Origin of the sequence: Kordiimonas sp. (assembly GCF_048264555.1) — a bacterium.
Classification (GTDB): Bacteria; Pseudomonadota; Alphaproteobacteria; order Sphingomonadales; family Kordiimonadaceae; genus Kordiimonas.
Genome location: NZ_JBLXCX010000002.1, coordinates 554,035 through 569,561, shown reverse-complemented (window position 1 = coordinate 569,561; position 15,527 = coordinate 554,035). Strand labels below are relative to the sequence as shown.

General features: G+C 50.8%; 13 protein-coding genes. 11 read left to right on the top strand and 2 right to left on the bottom strand.

Annotated elements, in window-relative coordinates; translation table 11 throughout:
• The first annotated feature begins 87 nt into the window (after positions 1–87).
• The 11 genes from pyrH (at position 88) to ACN0XZ_RS07680 (ending at position 12,617) form a co-directional block, all read left to right on the top strand.
• Positions 88–813 (top strand): UMP kinase, encoded by a 726-nt coding sequence (gene pyrH / locus ACN0XZ_RS07730; RefSeq protein WP_417457161.1) that lies wholly within the window; start codon positions 88–90, stop codon positions 811–813.
• A gap of 1 nt (position 814) precedes the next feature.
• Entirely contained in the window at positions 815–1,378 is a 564-nt protein-coding gene (gene frr / locus ACN0XZ_RS07725; protein WP_417457160.1) for a ribosome recycling factor, read from the top strand.
• Position 1,379: 1 nt separating this feature from the next.
• Positions 1,380–2,123 (top strand): isoprenyl transferase, encoded by a 744-nt coding sequence (locus tag ACN0XZ_RS07720; protein ID WP_417457159.1) that lies wholly within the window; start codon positions 1,380–1,382, stop codon positions 2,121–2,123.
• An 11-nt stretch (positions 2,124–2,134) separates the two neighbouring features.
• The gene (locus ACN0XZ_RS07715) at positions 2,135–2,947 is read left to right on the top strand and encodes a phosphatidate cytidylyltransferase (RefSeq protein ID WP_417457158.1); all 813 of its coding nucleotides are present in this window, start codon (positions 2,135–2,137) and stop codon (positions 2,945–2,947) included.
• A 2-nt stretch (positions 2,948–2,949) separates the two neighbouring features.
• A complete protein-coding gene (locus tag ACN0XZ_RS07710; protein WP_417457157.1) occupies positions 2,950–4,122 on the top strand; it encodes a 1-deoxy-D-xylulose-5-phosphate reductoisomerase in 1,173 nt (390 codons plus the stop codon).
• 63 nt (positions 4,123–4,185) lie between these two features.
• Positions 4,186–5,295 (top strand): RIP metalloprotease RseP, encoded by a 1,110-nt coding sequence (rseP, locus tag ACN0XZ_RS07705; protein WP_417457156.1) that lies wholly within the window; start codon positions 4,186–4,188, stop codon positions 5,293–5,295.
• Positions 5,296–5,344: 49 nt separating this feature from the next.
• Positions 5,345–7,906, top strand: coding sequence for an outer membrane protein assembly factor BamA (bamA, locus tag ACN0XZ_RS07700; protein ID WP_417457155.1), 2,562 nt, complete (start codon positions 5,345–5,347; stop codon positions 7,904–7,906).
• A gap of 22 nt (positions 7,907–7,928) precedes the next feature.
• On the top strand, positions 7,929–8,516 hold the full coding sequence (locus tag ACN0XZ_RS07695; protein ID WP_417457154.1) for a hypothetical protein: 588 nt from the start codon (positions 7,929–7,931) through the stop codon (positions 8,514–8,516).
• 20 nt (positions 8,517–8,536) lie between these two features.
• The gene (fabZ, locus tag ACN0XZ_RS07690; RefSeq protein ID WP_417457153.1) at positions 8,537–8,974 is read left to right on the top strand and encodes a 3-hydroxyacyl-ACP dehydratase FabZ; all 438 of its coding nucleotides are present in this window, start codon (positions 8,537–8,539) and stop codon (positions 8,972–8,974) included.
• A gap of 178 nt (positions 8,975–9,152) precedes the next feature.
• Positions 9,153–10,199, top strand: coding sequence for a helix-turn-helix transcriptional regulator (locus ACN0XZ_RS07685; protein WP_417457152.1), 1,047 nt, complete (start codon positions 9,153–9,155; stop codon positions 10,197–10,199).
• A 144-nt stretch (positions 10,200–10,343) separates the two neighbouring features.
• Positions 10,344–12,617 (top strand): TonB-dependent receptor, encoded by a 2,274-nt coding sequence (locus tag ACN0XZ_RS07680; protein WP_417457151.1) that lies wholly within the window; start codon positions 10,344–10,346, stop codon positions 12,615–12,617.
• Between the two features lie 100 nt (positions 12,618–12,717).
• Here the strand turns inward: ACN0XZ_RS07680 and ACN0XZ_RS07675 are convergent, their stop codons facing one another.
• Positions 12,718–14,007 (bottom strand): citrate synthase, encoded by a 1,290-nt coding sequence (locus tag ACN0XZ_RS07675; protein WP_417457150.1) that lies wholly within the window; start codon positions 14,005–14,007, stop codon positions 12,718–12,720.
• A 51-nt stretch (positions 14,008–14,058) separates the two neighbouring features.
• On the bottom strand, positions 14,059–15,462 hold the full coding sequence (gene gltX / locus ACN0XZ_RS07670) for a glutamate--tRNA ligase (protein ID WP_417457149.1): 1,404 nt from the start codon (positions 15,460–15,462) through the stop codon (positions 14,059–14,061).
• Positions 15,463–15,527: the final 65 nt, after the last annotated feature.

The following is a 15,527-nucleotide window of genomic DNA, read 5'->3' as shown; positions in this document are numbered from 1 at the left end:
AAAATTTAGATAAAACTACGGTAGCCTTTGTAAGGCCTAGCAGATAAGCTGCGGCGGGCGGCAATGGCACAGGGGAGAATGCAGGCGATGTCCAGTGGGCCTAAATATAAGCGTGTGCTTCTGAAATTGTCAGGCGAAGCATTGATGGGAGGTGGGAGTTACGGTATCGATCCGGAAACCGCCGCCCGAGTGTCCCGAGAGATAAAACAAGCGCGCGAGATTGGCACTGAGGTTTGTGTTGTTGTCGGTGGTGGGAATATCTTCCGGGGGCTAAAGGGTGCCGCTGAAGGGCTCGACCGATCTACCGCTGACTATATGGGTATGCTGGCCACAGTTATGAACGCGTTGGCACTTCAAAATGCGCTTGAAAAGGTCGGTGTTGATACGAGGGTACTTTCCGCCATTCCCATGGCGAGTGTTAGTGAACCCTACATTCGTCGTCGTGCTATTAGGCACCTGGAGAAGGGGCGTGTCGTTATATTCGCTGCTGGTACTGGAAACCCATTCTTCACTACCGATACAGCGGCAGCCTTGAGGGCTGCGGAGATGAACTGTAACGCTCTTCTGAAGGGTACGCAGGTGGACGGGGTCTATAACGCTGACCCCAAAAAAGATCGATCTGCGGTTCGCTATGAAAGCTTGAGCTATATGGATGTATTGACCCAGGACCTGAAGGTTATGGACGCGTCTGCCATCTCGCTTAGCCGCGAAAATAATATTCCGATCGTTGTCTTTTCCATCCACGCCCAGAACGCGCTTGTCGATGTTCTGCAAGGGAAAGGCATCTGTACCACTGTAGGTGAGGAGCAATAATATGAGTGATGACGATTTAGACTTAAGTGACATCGAACGCCGCATGAAGGGCGCAGTTGATGCGCTAAAGCATGAATTTGCTGGCCTGCGGTCGGGGCGTGCAACCACAAGTATGTTGGATCCTGTGACGGTCGACGTATATGGCTCAAACATGCCTTTGAACCAAGTCGGTACAGTCTCGGTTCCAGAGCCTCGCATGTTGAGCGTTCAGGTCTGGGATAAGGCCAACGCATCAGCAGTTGAAAAAGCTATCCGTAACGCAGGGCTTGGTCTCAATCCTATGCTCGACGGGCAGTTGGTTCGTATTCCTATTCCGGAGTTGAACGAAGAACGTCGGGCTGAGCTTGCAAAAGTGGCTGGGAAATATGCGGAACAGGCACGTATTGCGGTGCGTAACGTACGCCGTGATGGCATGGACCAACTGAAACGCATGGAAAAAGATAAAACGATCAGCGAAGACGATCATAAGATGTACGCAGACGAGGTGCAGGACCTGACGAACAAATTTGTTGGGGTGATAGACGAACAGCTGCAAAGCAAAGAAAAAGAAATCATGCAGGTTTAATATGGCTGCTAGTGCACATCAATGTGCTGAAGATACTTCCGGAGTCTCGTCTCTTTCTCACGTAGCCATTATTATGGATGGCAACGGCAGGTGGGCGACGAAAAACGGTAAATCACGTTCTTCGGGGCACAAAAAAGGTGCCGAAGCGGTTCGAGAAGCCATCGAGGGTGCACTTGATTGTGGCGTTAAGGTGCTGACCTTGTATGCTTTTTCGAGTGAAAACTGGAATAGGCCGACCGAAGAGGTGACAGACCTGATGGCGCTTCTGAAGCTGTATCTGCAGCGAGAAGTGAAGACTGTTCACAAACAAGGTGTACGGCTGCGAGTAATTGGTCGGCGTGACCGTTTGTCGGCTGATATTGTCAAGATGATTGAGAAGGCCGAAAAGAAAACCGTAGCCAACGCGCGCATGACCCTTGTTATTGCTCTCAGCTACGGAAGCCGTGACGAAATAATTGAGGCGGCAAAGGCATTTGCGAACGAGGTGGCTGAAGGCAGGGCGGATCCTAACCAGTTGAATGAGGCAAGATTCTCGAATGGTTTGTGGACCAGCGATATTCCAGACCCAGATTTGATCATTCGCACAAGCGGCGAACAGCGGTTATCCAACTTCCTGTTGTGGCAAGCTGCATATGCCGAGTTCTTGTTTCTTGATTTACTTTGGCCCGATTTCACCAAAGCTGATTTTGCCGCCGCAGTTGACAACTACCTTGGTAGGAACAGGCGCTTTGGCGCTCGGCCATGATAGGACAATAGATGCCCCTTGGCCTTTCAGATAATCTTTTTCAACGCATAGTGTCCGCACTTCTCTTGCTGCCGCCCGTTCTATGGGTCACCTATGAGGGTGGCGTTTGGTTCTCAGGCCTGTTGGCTTTGGGGGGTGTGCTTATGATACTGGAGTGGTGCCAACTGACGGACAGGCGTGGGGCGATTGAGAAAGTTGCCGGGACAGCCTTGATCGTGTCCCTGATCCTTCTGCTTGAAGATGGCACTATGGAGATTAGGTTCTGGCATGTGCTGACAGCCTTGGGCGTGCTCGCTTTCCTTGGTGTCTTGCTCGTTCGTGCAGGCATTGCGGTCGGTTGGTGGCTTACAGGGGTCGCATATGTCGCGTTGCCCATCTCTTCGCTATGGTTTTTAAGGAACGATAATGGCCTTTTGGTTCTTTGGGTGTTTCTGATTACATGGGCAACGGATGTTGGTGGTTATTTTGCTGGTAAAGGTATTGGCGGACCAAAGCTCGCTCCTAAAATCAGCCCAAAGAAAACATGGGCAGGACTTTGGGGTGGGGTTGTGCTCAGCGGGTTGGTCTCGGTCATCATGCACCAAATCGCGCCCTTTACGGCAGCTACACTCATTGTGGTTCTTCTATCAGGCGTACTAGCGATTTGGGCCCAAGTGGGGGACCTCCTCGAAAGTGCGGTAAAGCGGCACTTCAATGTTAAGGACTCAGGAGGCTTGATTCCTGGGCATGGCGGTTTGCTCGACCGAGTTGATGGCCTAGTATTCGTTGCGCCAGCAGTCGCGAGTATTGTTCTGCTGTCGTACTATTTGGGTTTTGAGTTTTAGCGATGAGTGTTAATCCTATAAAGCGCATATCGGTGCTTGGTGCTACTGGGTCTGTCGGCCTTAGCACTTTAGATTTGGTTCGAAGAAATTCTCATAAATTCAAGGTGGTATCTCTTACTGCTTACAGTAAAGTTGAAGATTTGTCTGCGCTCGCTATAGAGTTTAATGCCGAGCTGGCTGTAATTGGTGACGAAAAAAAATTAGATGCTTTGAAAGAGCAGCTTGCCGGTACGGGGATTGAGGTCGCGGCGGGTGAAGTAGGGTTGATTGAGGCGGCAGAACGCGAAGCTGAGATTGTTATGGCCGCGATCGTTGGGGCTGCCGGGTTAAGACCAACCATGGCGGCCGTGCGGCGGGGTGCGACGGTGGCTCTTGCCAATAAAGAATGCTTGGTGTGTGCGGGTGATCTGCTGATGGAAGAGGTGAGGGTGCACGGAGCCACGCTTCTCCCTGTCGATTCAGAGCACAATGCCATCTACCAGGTTTTCGAAGTGGAGCGCGCGAACAGCGTTGAGCGCGTCATACTGACAGCGTCAGGTGGCCCCTTCCGTGGGCGGTCATATGAAAGCCTGAAAGCAGTGACACCAGCCGAGGCTATCGCTCATCCCAATTGGGACATGGGCGCTAAAATATCCGTTGATTCTGCCACCATGATGAATAAAGGTCTAGAAATCATTGAGGCTTACCATCTTTTCCCAATCAAGAAGTCACAAATAGAGGTGGTGGTCCATCCCCAGTCAGTTGTTCATTCGATGGTAGAGTATTCTGATGGGAGCGTTCTTGCTCAGCTCGGTTCACCCGACATGAGAACGCCGATAGCATACAGCCTCGCGTGGCCTGAGCGTATGGAAGCACCAGTAAAGCGCTTGTCGCTTTCGGAGATTGGTGCGTTGACTTTTGAGGAGGTTGACCTTGAGGCCTTTCGGTGCCTGGCACTTGCTCGTGAAGCATTGGAAGCAGGCGGTGCGGCACCTGCCATTTTAAACGCGGCCAATGAAGTTGCTGTGGCAGCTTTTTTGTCGGAAAAGCTGCGTTTTATTGATATTCCATCTGTGGTAAGTGACACTTTAGCGCTCTGCGACATTAAAGCGCCACAATCGCTTTCGAATGTATTTGAAATAGATAAGGTTGCCCGAGAGGCTGCCCAAAACCAACTAGCGTTGCGTGCGATATAAAATGATGGCGCTTCTGGTGTATAGAGCCTGATGGAAACGTTGAGATAGAAACCGAGGATAGAGATGGAAACCGAGGGCCCAGGGCTTCTGTTCACGATAGCTGCATTCATTGGTGGTTTTAGCATTTTGGTGTTCATTCACGAATGGGGACACTATGCGGTAGCTCGTTTGTTCGGCGTAAAAGTGGATACGTTTTCTATCGGTATGGGCCGGGAGTTGATTGGCCGGACAGATAAGAATGGAACACGCTGGAAAATTAGCATTCTGCCGCTTGGTGGCTATGTGAAGTTCTTCGGCGATGCTTCTGCAGCCAGCAACCCAGGTGATGTTCCGGAGGACATGAGTTCGGAGGACAGGGAAGTTTGCTATCACTTTAAGCCGTTGTGGCAGCGGGCTCTTATCGTTTTTGCCGGCCCAGCGATCAATTTGATCGCAGCAGCTCTCGTATTCGCCGCTTTCTTCTATTCATACGGTATAGGGGTGTCTGATCCGATTATTGAAGCTGTCGCTGAAGAGTCGGCCGCATTTGAAGCTGGTCTGCAACCGGGCGATCGCATCCTCAGCATCAATGGCGAGGAAGTTGAACGCTTCTCTGACGTTGGCGCAGTGGTTCGTCTGTATCCTGGTGGCGATGTCACCATGTTGTTGGAGCGTAACGGAGAGCAGATTACCAAGGTCGTGACACTCGGTATTGCTTATATGGAGGACCGATTTGGTAATCGGTATCCATATGGTCGTCTTGGTATAAGCTCTCCTCAAGTTGAGCGCATTGAGCTTGGCCTGATAGGGGCACTTGCTGAAGGCGGCAGGCAAACGGTAGCCATGACCGATACGATCTTTACCACCCTTGGTCAGATGATCATGGGCTTAAGGTCAGTGCGGGAACTGGGTGGACCGGCGCGAATTGCGAATATGGTTGGTGAAGCAGCTCATATCAGTGTGCAGAACTTTATCTGGCTATTGGCGCTTCTGTCGTTGAATTTGGGAATACTGAATCTATTGCCTATCCCGGTGTTAGATGGCGGCCATTTGCTCTATTACGGGCTCGAGGCAATCAAGGGTTCACCGCTTAGCAAGAAGGCTCAGGAAGCCGGATTTGTGGCGGGTTTTGCCCTAATGCTGATTTTTATGCTTCTTGTAACACTGAATGACTTGCAATCCATGGCACTCTAGGCCAATTTCACCGCCAAAGTTGCCGAAAAAATAAGAATGGGCTGAAAAGTTGCGTTTAAATAAACTGAGTTTGACGTGGCGCTTTATTCTAGCGCTCACCATCGGGGGGATATCGTTTACTGGGTCAGTGTCGGCTCAGCAACAAACGGCCCAGCAGGTACCAATCATCCGCCAGATTAGCGTGGTCGGCAACGAACGCGTTGAGCCTGAGACTATCGCGTCATATCTTTCTGTGGCACCAGGTGAGCCATTTGATCCTGTGAAACTCGATGAAAGCCTGAAAGCTCTCTTCGCAACGGGTCTTTTCTCTGACGTTGAACTCTCCGAAGTGCAAGGCGCGCTTCTGGTGCGCGTAGTTGAAAACCCCATTATCAACCGTATTGTATTCGAAGGAAATAAACGTCTGGATAGGGAAGAGCTTCTGGAAGAAGTTCGTCTTCGTCCCCGGATGGTTTTCACCCGCGCGAAGGTGCGCTCTGACGTGCAGCGTATGCTCGAACTCTACCGCCGCTCTGGCCGCTTTGCCGCGATCATCGAGCCCAAGGTGGTACAGCTTGAACAGAACCGGGTCGACCTCTTGTTTGAGGTTCAGGAAGGCCCGAAAACAAAAGTCAGCAGCATCAAATTTATCGGGAACAAGAAGTTCAGTGACGGTGACCTGCGTGATGTGCTCGCAACGAAGCAAGCACGTTGGTGGAAGCTCTTCACCTCCAATGACACATTCGACCCTGATCGCCTCGCCTATGATCAGCAGGTCTTGCGGCAGCACTACCTGAATGAGGGGTACGCGGATTTCCGTACAGTTTCTGCTGTGTCAGAGCTTACGCCTGACCGGAAAGACTTCTTTATCACCTTTACGGTAGATGAAGGCGAGATCTATAACTTCGGGAAAATTGACGTTGAGAGCGAAATTCGTGACGTCAATGTCAATTTGTTCCGAGCGTTCCTGCTGATGCGGGAAGGTGACACCTATAACGCGGAAGCTATCGAGAAAACAATCGAAGCGCTCTCAAACGCGGCGGGCTTGTTGGGCTATGCCTTCGTTGACGTTCGCCCACAGATCAACCGGAATCGTGAAGAGCGCACAATCGATATCAACTTCCGGGTGCTTGACGCACCGCGTGTGTATGTCGAACGCGTTAACATCACTGGCAACGTGCGTACACTCGACCGGGTTATCCGGCGTGAGTTCCGTTTGCAGGAAGGCGATGCCTTTAACTCCGCGCTCGTTACGCGGTCTGAAAACCGTCTCAACCGTTTGAACTTCTTCCGCGAAGTGGAAGTTGAGCAGGTTCAGGGCAGCCAACCGGATCGTATGGTGCTTGAGGTTAATGTTGAAGAACAGGCGACAGGTGAACTTAACCTCGGCGCTGGTTTCTCAAGCCTTGAGAATTTCATCTTCGACTTCTCCATCCGCGAGAGAAATCTAATGGGTAAGGGGCAGGACCTTCGACTTGGCCTGCGCCTGTCTGGTACGCGGCAAGAGATCGACCTCGGCTTTACCGAGCCTTATTTCATGGGACGGAATGTTGCGGCTGGTTTTGATATCTTTGCTCGCAAGATTGACAGCAGCAGCTACGGTTCGTACTTCGATACCAAGTCTATCGGTTTCTCGCTCCGTGCAGGTATGGCAATTAACGAGTTCTGGACACTGTCCACTCGTTATACGCTTAGGCAGGATGACGTGTCGCTGCTCGATAACTATTTGAACGCGGTGTATGACACCTACTTTAACGCACGGACTACAAACGGCATTACCGATCAGGTTGAGTTTGATCGGCGCGTTAGTCGCTTCGATAGCAATAATGACGGTGTAGTTGATCTCAATGACTTTGATGCAGACGGCAATGGTACCATCAGTCAGGAAGAGAAGCAGGTCGCACTGAGCCGCGGTGTTCAGGACTCTATCGGTAAACGCTATCAGTCGATTGTTGGCTACACCGTAGGTTTCGATACTCGCAATAGCATCATTCGACCAACACGCGGACATAACTTCTTCTTTAGCCAAGACTTTGCTGGCCTTGGGGGCGATGTAAGATATCTGCGCTCGACGGTTACGACCGACAACTATTGGACACCATGGGAAGGCTGGACTTTCCGTCTTGGTGGTGAAGCTGGTATTATCCACGGGCTGGGCCAGGATGTGCGCCTATCTGACAAGTTCTTCATTGGTGGCCCCCGTATCCGCGGGTTTGATACCGCAGGTATGGGCCCGAGGGACTTCGGTAATAACCAAGCGATTGGTGGTACCGCTTACTACATTGGCCGGGGTGAACTATTCTTCCCGCTCGGTGATGCGGCACTCGAAAGCGGGATTAATGCATCGGCGTTTGTTGACGTTGGTTCACTGTTCCGTGCTCAGGAGGACGCGCTGCAGGCATGTACCTTCAGCCGTTCAGAGTATGACGCTGCGGTACTTGATAACGACTTCTCGGGGCTGAACCTGAACTGTATGTCAGGGAACAGCGCCAAGCCACGCCTGTCGGTTGGTATTGGCTTCTCCTGGCAGTCACCGTTTGGCCCGTTCCGGATCGACCTTTCCAAACAGCTGCGTAAACAGCTGGGTGACCGGACGCAAACGCTGCAGTTCAATGTCGGCACGACATTCTAAAAAAGATCATAGGGAATATAAAATGGGTACGTTCTTCAAAACACTTAAACTTGGCATGGTTGCTGTCGCTGCATTGGTGGGGATCAGTGCGGCTTCAACAGCGCAAGTGCTTACTGTCGATGACGAGCGCGTTGAGCGTGAGGCTGCGGCTTATAAAGATTTCAATCTGCAGACCAATGAGCTGCGTCAGAGCATTCTCCAGCGTCGGCAAATGGTAACGCGCGGCGGTGCTATTGAGCAGCAACTCGCGGACCTTGAGAAGCGTAAGGCTATTATCGGCAACGACAAATACGAGGAAGAAAAGAAGAAGCTGGAGCAGACATACGTGCGCTTCCAGCAAGAACTTGCTCAGCTCGAGTATGTCTTTGACCAGCTACGTCAAGAAGCAATGGTGCAGGTTGAGCGTGCGCGTCAGCCTGTAATCCGCAGCCTTCTCGCTGAGCGCAATGCGCAGGTGATCATGATGAAGCGCCTTCTTCTTGGTTCCGCGGCTGGTATCGATGTTACGACACAATTTATTGAGAAGCTTGACGCTGAGTTGCCAAATGTGACGCTTAATCTGCCAAAAGCAGGCGATGCCCCTGCTGCTGAGCAGCCTGCACAGCAATAGCTTGAACTAGGCTGTCAATAATGACATTCGATATCGAAAAAATCATGGAACTGATACCGCACCGGTATCCGTTCCTGCTTGTGGATAAAGTTGTTGATATCGTGCCGGGCGAAAGCGGTACAGGGATCAAGAATGTCACAATGAATGAACCGTTCTTTCCTGGGCATTTCCCACAGAAGCCAGTCATGCCGGGGGTTTTGATCCTTGAGGCTATGGCACAAACGGCAGGTGCCCTTGCGATTGACTTCCTTGGGGATGATGCAAAAGGCAAAGTGGTCTATTTCATGGCAATTGATGGTGCTAAATTTAGGAAGCCAGTTATGCCGGGTGATCGTTTGGAAATGAAACTTGAGAAAGTTCGCGGCCGTGGCGCCGTTTGGAAGTTTGACGCCAAAGCCTATGTAGACAGTGAGTTGGTAACTGAAGCAACCTTGACGGCAATGTTGGGCGGAAATTAACCCAATCGCATTTCAATGTAGATAGAAGGCGGTCGTTTGGGCCGCCTTTTTTATTGGACGCTAAAGTTGCTGTATGCCGAATGCTTAGCAATGCCAATTTGAAGTTAGCATATATTGCGTTATCTTTTACTAAAGATGCAGCTCAGATAGAAAGCTGTTCGGCGAGCGAGGTCGGCATATGTATAAGTTTCCCGTCAATGATCTTAACCGGATATATGCCGGTTTTAACGATGATTTTCAAAACAAGACCACACCCTATGACTTCTTCAAGGTTGGTGAAGCCGCGTCAGCAAACGGTGTGCGATTGGAACTGAACGACCGGGTAGCCTCAGGATACTGGGAGCTTTTTCGCCCGGATAGTGGCATTCTTATCTGCGTGGCAGACGGGTTATATCACCGTGCCTATCATGAGACGATTACGCCAAAACAGGATGTGATCACGGTGCGGTTTGTGCTGTCGGGTAAGATGTCCGTGCGTCTCGCGGGTAAGAGAAGCATCGATATTCCACAATGCAGCGCTTCTGTTCTGCACATAAAACAATCCAAAGACTTTGACCTAACAATCGACAGCAACAGTCACCTTTGTTCGGTTAGCTTTCACCTTGAGCCGGCAATCCTTCGAGACAGGTTCCATCTGGATGGCGATCGTTTGCCTCCGCTTCTACGTGACTTGGTGTTTGGGCCCGGAGGAACACGCCCCCCGTATAACTTCCCCATGTCGGCGCACACAATAAATGTCGTGCATGATGTCCTGAAAATGCGGTTTGAAGGCGGGCGACGCAGCGCTTACGTGCAAGCCAAGATGGTTGAGCTGTTGTGCAGGCTTTTCCAAGAAGTTGAGGATGAATACCTTGGTAATCGCCCGACGCTGACTGGGCCGAAGCAAAGTGTGCGAAAAAAGGTGCACCGGGCACACCAAATCCTCATTGCGAATTATATGAAACCGCCATCCATAGCGACCCTAGCAAGGGAGGTTGGCCTAAACCGCAGCACATTGAGTGCGGAATTTAAAAAGGTTTTTGGAATCAGCATCTTTGCCTTCTCTCAGGATTATCGTCTTGATAAAGCGCGAGAGCTTTTAAGTAATCGGGACCTCTCCGTGCAGGAAGTTGCAGAGATTGTAGGTTACGATTATGCAGCGAACTTCACCGCTGCGTTTAAGCGCAAGTACGGCCTTTTGCCGAAAGACATCCGTGTTTCGCCTGAAGCGGCTATCCTTCAGTAGCCCAACCTTGGCTGGTAATTTCTGCTTATGCGGAATTGACGATCTCAATGTTATTTTGGATGACCGCATAATTCCTTGTCAGAAAATTTCAATATCATCCGGGAAGCAATAACAGGATTGCTCTGACAATGAGGGTTAACAGCCATGAATAAAAAACTTGATGCCTGCGCGAGACAACGCAGCATTTTCAGGGAAGGGTTGGCGGCTTCTACCGCTATTTCGCAGTGCTTAGCACTGGGTTTGCTGGGGGCTTCCGCATTGAGCGGTAGCGTGTCAGCTCAGCAAGCTGATAACAGTGATATGACGTTTGAAGAGATTGTGGTTACATCTCGGAAGCGCTCCGAATCCATGATGGATATTCCTATGAGCATCAATGTGGTCTCTGAAGGCCTCATAGAGAAGATGGGGGCATCCGACTACACTGATCTTCTGGCATCTGTGCCGAGCTTGACCGCTTATCAGAACGGACCGGGCCGCACTCGGCTAGTCATTCGCGGCGTGGCAAATACGTCAAGTGGTGCCAATGACAATGATACCCAAAATCAGGAAACCGTTGGCATCTACCTTGACGAAATTCCGATCTCAACTGGCGCGCTAAACCCGGAACTGGGCCTGTTCGATCTGGAGCGTGTTGAGGTTCTACGTGGACCACAAGGAACCTTGTACGGTGCAGGTTCGATGACGGGGACTATCCGGCTCGTTTCTAAGAAGCCTAATCTGAGGGAATTTGAAGGTAAAGTTGACGCATCGCTTTCGACCATCAACAAGGGTGGTGAGAACTACGATGTCAAAGCGCTGGTGAACATTCCAGTGGTGGAAGACAAGTTTGCACTTCGCACCTCAGCTTATTATGAGAAGAATGGCGGTTATATAGATAACGTTCTGACCGGCGAAAAGGATATCAACAACGGCAGAGCTGTTGGTGCGCGGGTATCTGCTCGTCTTCAGGTGAATGAAAACTTTACTGCGGATTTCTCATTCTTCCATCATGACTATTCGGACAATGGTCGCCCGGAAGACCTCGACCACACACCTTTGTTCTCGCGTGATTATCCATCAAACGACGGATATGACGATGAGATGCAAATCTATAACCTCACGCTCAACTATGACTTAGGGTGGGGTGAGATCGTTTCGTCAACCTCATATTTTGATCGCCAGGTCGTTAACCGTAGGTCTCTTGATCTCCTGTTCGACACTCTGCCGCCACAAATTGTGCCGCATGAGTTGATCGATACAACGGATACAGACGTATTTGTGCAGGAGGTCAGGCTTGCTTCACAAACGGAATCTCCACTTCAGTGGACAGTGGGCGCCTATCTGGACAAGAAGGATGTATTTTACCTCAATACGTTCCCTGTGCCGGGCGCCGATGCAGTTCTTGGCGATTCCAGTAACTTCGGGGCACCAAAGGATCACCTCTACTACGGCTATGATGACTTAGAGGTCAAAACTTACGCGCTGTTTGGGGAAGCCTATTATACGTGGGATAAATTCACCTTCACGGCAGGCCTTCGGTACTTCAACTGGAAGCAGGATATCGAGTTCTATCAATCTGGTTTGTTTAACGGGGGCTCCAACAGCGACGTACGCCCGCAAAGCACAGTTGATGGGGTGAACCCGAAGTTTAACGTTTCCTATCAAATCAATGACGATAATCTCGTATACGTTCAGGTGGCCAAAGGTTTCCGTTATGGTGGCATTAACGGTGCAATACCAGAGTCTGTGTGCGCGGATGAGTTGGCTCAAGTAGAACGTGAAGGTGGCGATACCCGCTTCTTCAACCCTGACAAGACTTGGAACTATGAGATTGGCAGCAAAAACACGCTGGCTGATGGTCGGGTGACATTGAATGCGAGCTATTTCCACATCAAGTGGCAAGACATGCAGACATCGCGTGGTTTCGAGTGCGGTTTTGGCTTCAAGGAAAACGTTGGCGAAGCGACCAGCCAGGGTATCGAACTGGAGCTGAATACAAGGGTCACTGAAAATCTAAGCCTGTATTTCGGCGGTACTTACATCAACTCTGAGCTTGCGCAGGATGTTCCGAATCTTGGGGCAGAGAAGGGCGATAACGCTCCCTTCGTGCCAGAATTTGCGTTCAATACTTCCGCTGACTATGTGCGGCCGCTTACCGACACGATGGATGGCTTTATATGGGCGAATGTTCAGTATGTAGGTGAAAGGAATAGTCACTTCTCAGAAGACGACCCTAACTTCAGGGAAATGGACGGCTATTTTGTTTCCAACCTTCGTGTTGGTACTCGTTGGGATAATCTTGAATTATCCATCTTCGCTAACAATCTGTTCGATGGACGCGGTGTTATACGGGCAATGCGTAGGCCCCCGTTTGACCCGGACGCGACGATCAAGGTCGAGCCTAGAACAATTGGTGTTTCCCTACGCGCCAATTTCTAACGAGATAACGATCAACGACGTCACGCTTTGTGTGGCGTCCTTGGTTAAATGAAAAGGGCTGCGAAATTCGCAGCCCTTTACGTTTGATATAAGAAGATTGTTATCCGCGCTTATCAACTTGCACGTAATCGCGTTTTGGCGCGCCGGTGTATAGCTGACGAGGACGACCGATCTTTTGAGTTGGGTCTTCCACCATTTCTTTCCACTGCGCAATCCAACCGGCCGTACGAGCGAGAGCAAAGAGCACGGTGAACATGGCTGTAGGGAAGCCCATCGCTTTCAAAATGATGCCGGAATAGAAGTCCACATTCGGATAAAGTTTCTTTTGGACGAAATATTCGTCCTCAAGCGCAATCTTTTCCAGCTCCATGGCGACATCAAAGAGCGGGTCATCAACACCCAGCTCTTTAAGAACCTTGTGTGCTGTGTCACGCATAACGGTCGCACGAGGGTCAAAGTTTTTATAAACCCTGTGACCAAAGCCCATAAGACGGAACGGATCGTTTCGGTCTTTCGCGCGCGCAACAAACTCAGGAATACGGTCAACTGTGCCAATTTCCTGAAGCATGTTCAGGCAGGCCTCATTTGCACCGCCGTGAGCTGGTCCCCACAGGCATGCAATACCTGCAGCGATACAGGCAAATGGGTTGGCGCCCGATGACCCAGCCAAGCGCACGGTTGATGTAGATGCATTCTGTTCATGATCCGCGTGAAGAATGAAAATCAGATCCATCGCTTTTTCAAGCGTAGGGCTAACTTTGTATTCCTCAGCCGGAACCGAGAACATCATATGAAGGAAGTTCCCGGCGTAAGATAGTTCGTTGCGTGGGTATACAAATGGCTGGCCAACAGAATATTTGTAGGCCATTGCCGCGATTGTAGGGATCTTCGCAATCAGGCGGTAGCTTGCCACCATCCGCTGGTGAGGGTCATTGATGTCTGTGCTGTCATGATAGAAGGCAGCCAAAGCACCAACGACACCAACCATGATCGCCATTGGGTGAGCATCGCGACGGAAACCGCTGAAGAAGCGGTGAAGCTGCTCATGAACCATCGTGTGATGGGTAATATCGTGAACAAATTTCTCTTTTTCCGCCTTGGTTGGCAGTTCGCCAAACAACAGGATGTAGCAGACTTCCATGAAGTCACTGTTCGCAGCCAACTGCTCAATCGGGTAGCCGCGATACTGAAGCTCACCTTTTTCACCGTCGATATAGGTGATTTTAGACTCACAGCTTGCTGTGGACGTAAAACCAGGGTCAAAGGTAAACATTCCGGTTTGTGCATAAAGTTTCCGGATATCCATTACCTTCGGACCTACAGACCCCTCCATGATAGGAAGATCGACGTCAGCGCCGGCGCCGGCCAGTTTAAGGGGATCATTCGACATGGTCCTTACTCCTTCTCATAAATCAATCGTCCGGGTGTCCGGACTAAAGGATTACGCGGCAACGCGGTCCCTCAAGCGACCGATCGTCTCGCTCTGGCCTAATATCTCCAGAGTTTCTACGAGGTCGCCGGACTGTTTCCCTCCGGTCACGGCGGCCCTTATCGGTTGCATCACTTTGCCTAGTTTAAGGGCTTCTGCTTCAGCAAAAGCCATAATGGCAGCTTTGATCACCGATCCATTCCAGTCGGTGAGGGCTTCCAATTCGTTCGCTACTCCAGCAATCACAGGAAGAGTTTCCTCCGTCAGTTGCTTAGCAGCATTTTCCGTTAGGTCTAACGGTCGTGTGTTACAAAAAAGAGACGCGCTTTCAACAAGTTCAGGCAGCCTGTTTGCCCGTTCCGTGAGCGCAGGCATCGCGCGTATAATCCTTGATGCCTCTGTCTCCGTGAGTGCATGACCCACATTATTTTCTAGTGCACTTTGCAAAATTGACAAGAGACGATTAGTATCGGCCTCGCGAATATAGTGATTGTTGAGGTTATCGAGCTTATCGAAGTCGAAACGCGCAGGGCTACGGCCCACGTTATCAAGGGTGAACCATTCGATAGCCTGTTGGGTCGTAATGATTTCGTCGTCACCGTGGCTCCACCCCAACCGAAGCAGATAGTTCCGCATGGCTTCAGGCAGGAAGCCCATCTCCTCATAGCCCTCAACACCCAATGCACCGTGCCGTTTGGACAGCTTTTTGCCGTCAGGACCGTGAATAAGGGGGATGTGCGCAAACACCGGGGTTGCCCAGCCCATCGCAGTATAAATCTGATATTGCCGAAAGGCGTTGTTGAGGTGGTCATCGCCGCGAATGACATGCGTTACGCCCATGTCATGGTCATCAACAACAACAGCAAGCATGTAGGTTGGGGTGCCGTCGGAACGAAGGATGATCATGTCATCCAGTTCAGCATTTTTAACGGTTACGTCACCCTGAACTGCATCCGCAATCGTTACTTCGCCGTCACGTGGCATTTTGATGCGGATAGAGTAGGGCTGCTTTTCTACTTCTTCGTCGGGCTCGCGATCTCTCCATAGATCACCACGGAAGTTACGGCCCTCAGCACGGGCTTTTTCACGCTCTTCCGAGAGTTCTTCCGCTGTTGCATAACAGCGGTAGGCATTGCCGTTCTCGAGCATTGCCAGGGCAACTTCCTTATGGCGGTCAGCACGTGCCGCTTGACTGACGGCTTCACCATCCCAGTCAAGCCCGAGCCACTTCATGCCGTGCAGAATAGCTTCGATTGCCTCATTGGTAGAGCGCTTCTTATCTGTATCTTCGATGCGAAGTAAGAAGTCGCCACCATGATGACGAGCAAAGAGCCAATTATAGAGAGCTGTCCGGGCACCACCGATGTGGAGGAAGCCGGTTGGAGACGGCGCAAACCGCGTTACCACTTTGGGCATGTCACTGTGCATGCTCAGGATCTAAACCTTTGTTGTTTCTAACAAAATACCGGCACTGGAAATGT

Bases quoted from the DNA above. Each gene is read 5' to 3' on its own strand.
- pyrH (WP_417457161.1), top strand. From the start codon at position 88: ATGTCCAGTGGGCCTAAATATAAGCGTGTGCTTCTGAAATTGTCAGGC.
- frr (WP_417457160.1), top strand. From the start codon at position 815: ATGAGTGATGACGATTTAGACTTAAGTGACATCGAACGCCGCATGAAG.
- ACN0XZ_RS07720 (WP_417457159.1), top strand. From the start codon at position 1,380: ATGGCTGCTAGTGCACATCAATGTGCTGAAGATACTTCCGGAGTCTCG.
- ACN0XZ_RS07715 (WP_417457158.1), top strand. From the start codon at position 2,135: ATGCCCCTTGGCCTTTCAGATAATCTTTTTCAACGCATAGTGTCCGCA.
- ACN0XZ_RS07710 (WP_417457157.1), top strand. From the start codon at position 2,950: ATGAGTGTTAATCCTATAAAGCGCATATCGGTGCTTGGTGCTACTGGG.
- rseP (WP_417457156.1), top strand. From the start codon at position 4,186: ATGGAAACCGAGGGCCCAGGGCTTCTGTTCACGATAGCTGCATTCATT.
- ACN0XZ_RS07695 (WP_417457154.1), top strand. From the start codon at position 7,929: ATGGGTACGTTCTTCAAAACACTTAAACTTGGCATGGTTGCTGTCGCT.
- fabZ (WP_417457153.1), top strand. From the start codon at position 8,537: ATGACATTCGATATCGAAAAAATCATGGAACTGATACCGCACCGGTAT.
- ACN0XZ_RS07685 (WP_417457152.1), top strand. From the start codon at position 9,153: ATGTATAAGTTTCCCGTCAATGATCTTAACCGGATATATGCCGGTTTT.
- ACN0XZ_RS07680 (WP_417457151.1), top strand. From the start codon at position 10,344: ATGAATAAAAAACTTGATGCCTGCGCGAGACAACGCAGCATTTTCAGG.
- ACN0XZ_RS07675 (WP_417457150.1), bottom strand. From the start codon at position 14,007: ATGTCGAATGATCCCCTTAAACTGGCCGGCGCCGGCGCTGACGTCGAT.
- gltX (WP_417457149.1), bottom strand. From the start codon at position 15,462: ATGCCCAAAGTGGTAACGCGGTTTGCGCCGTCTCCAACCGGCTTCCTC.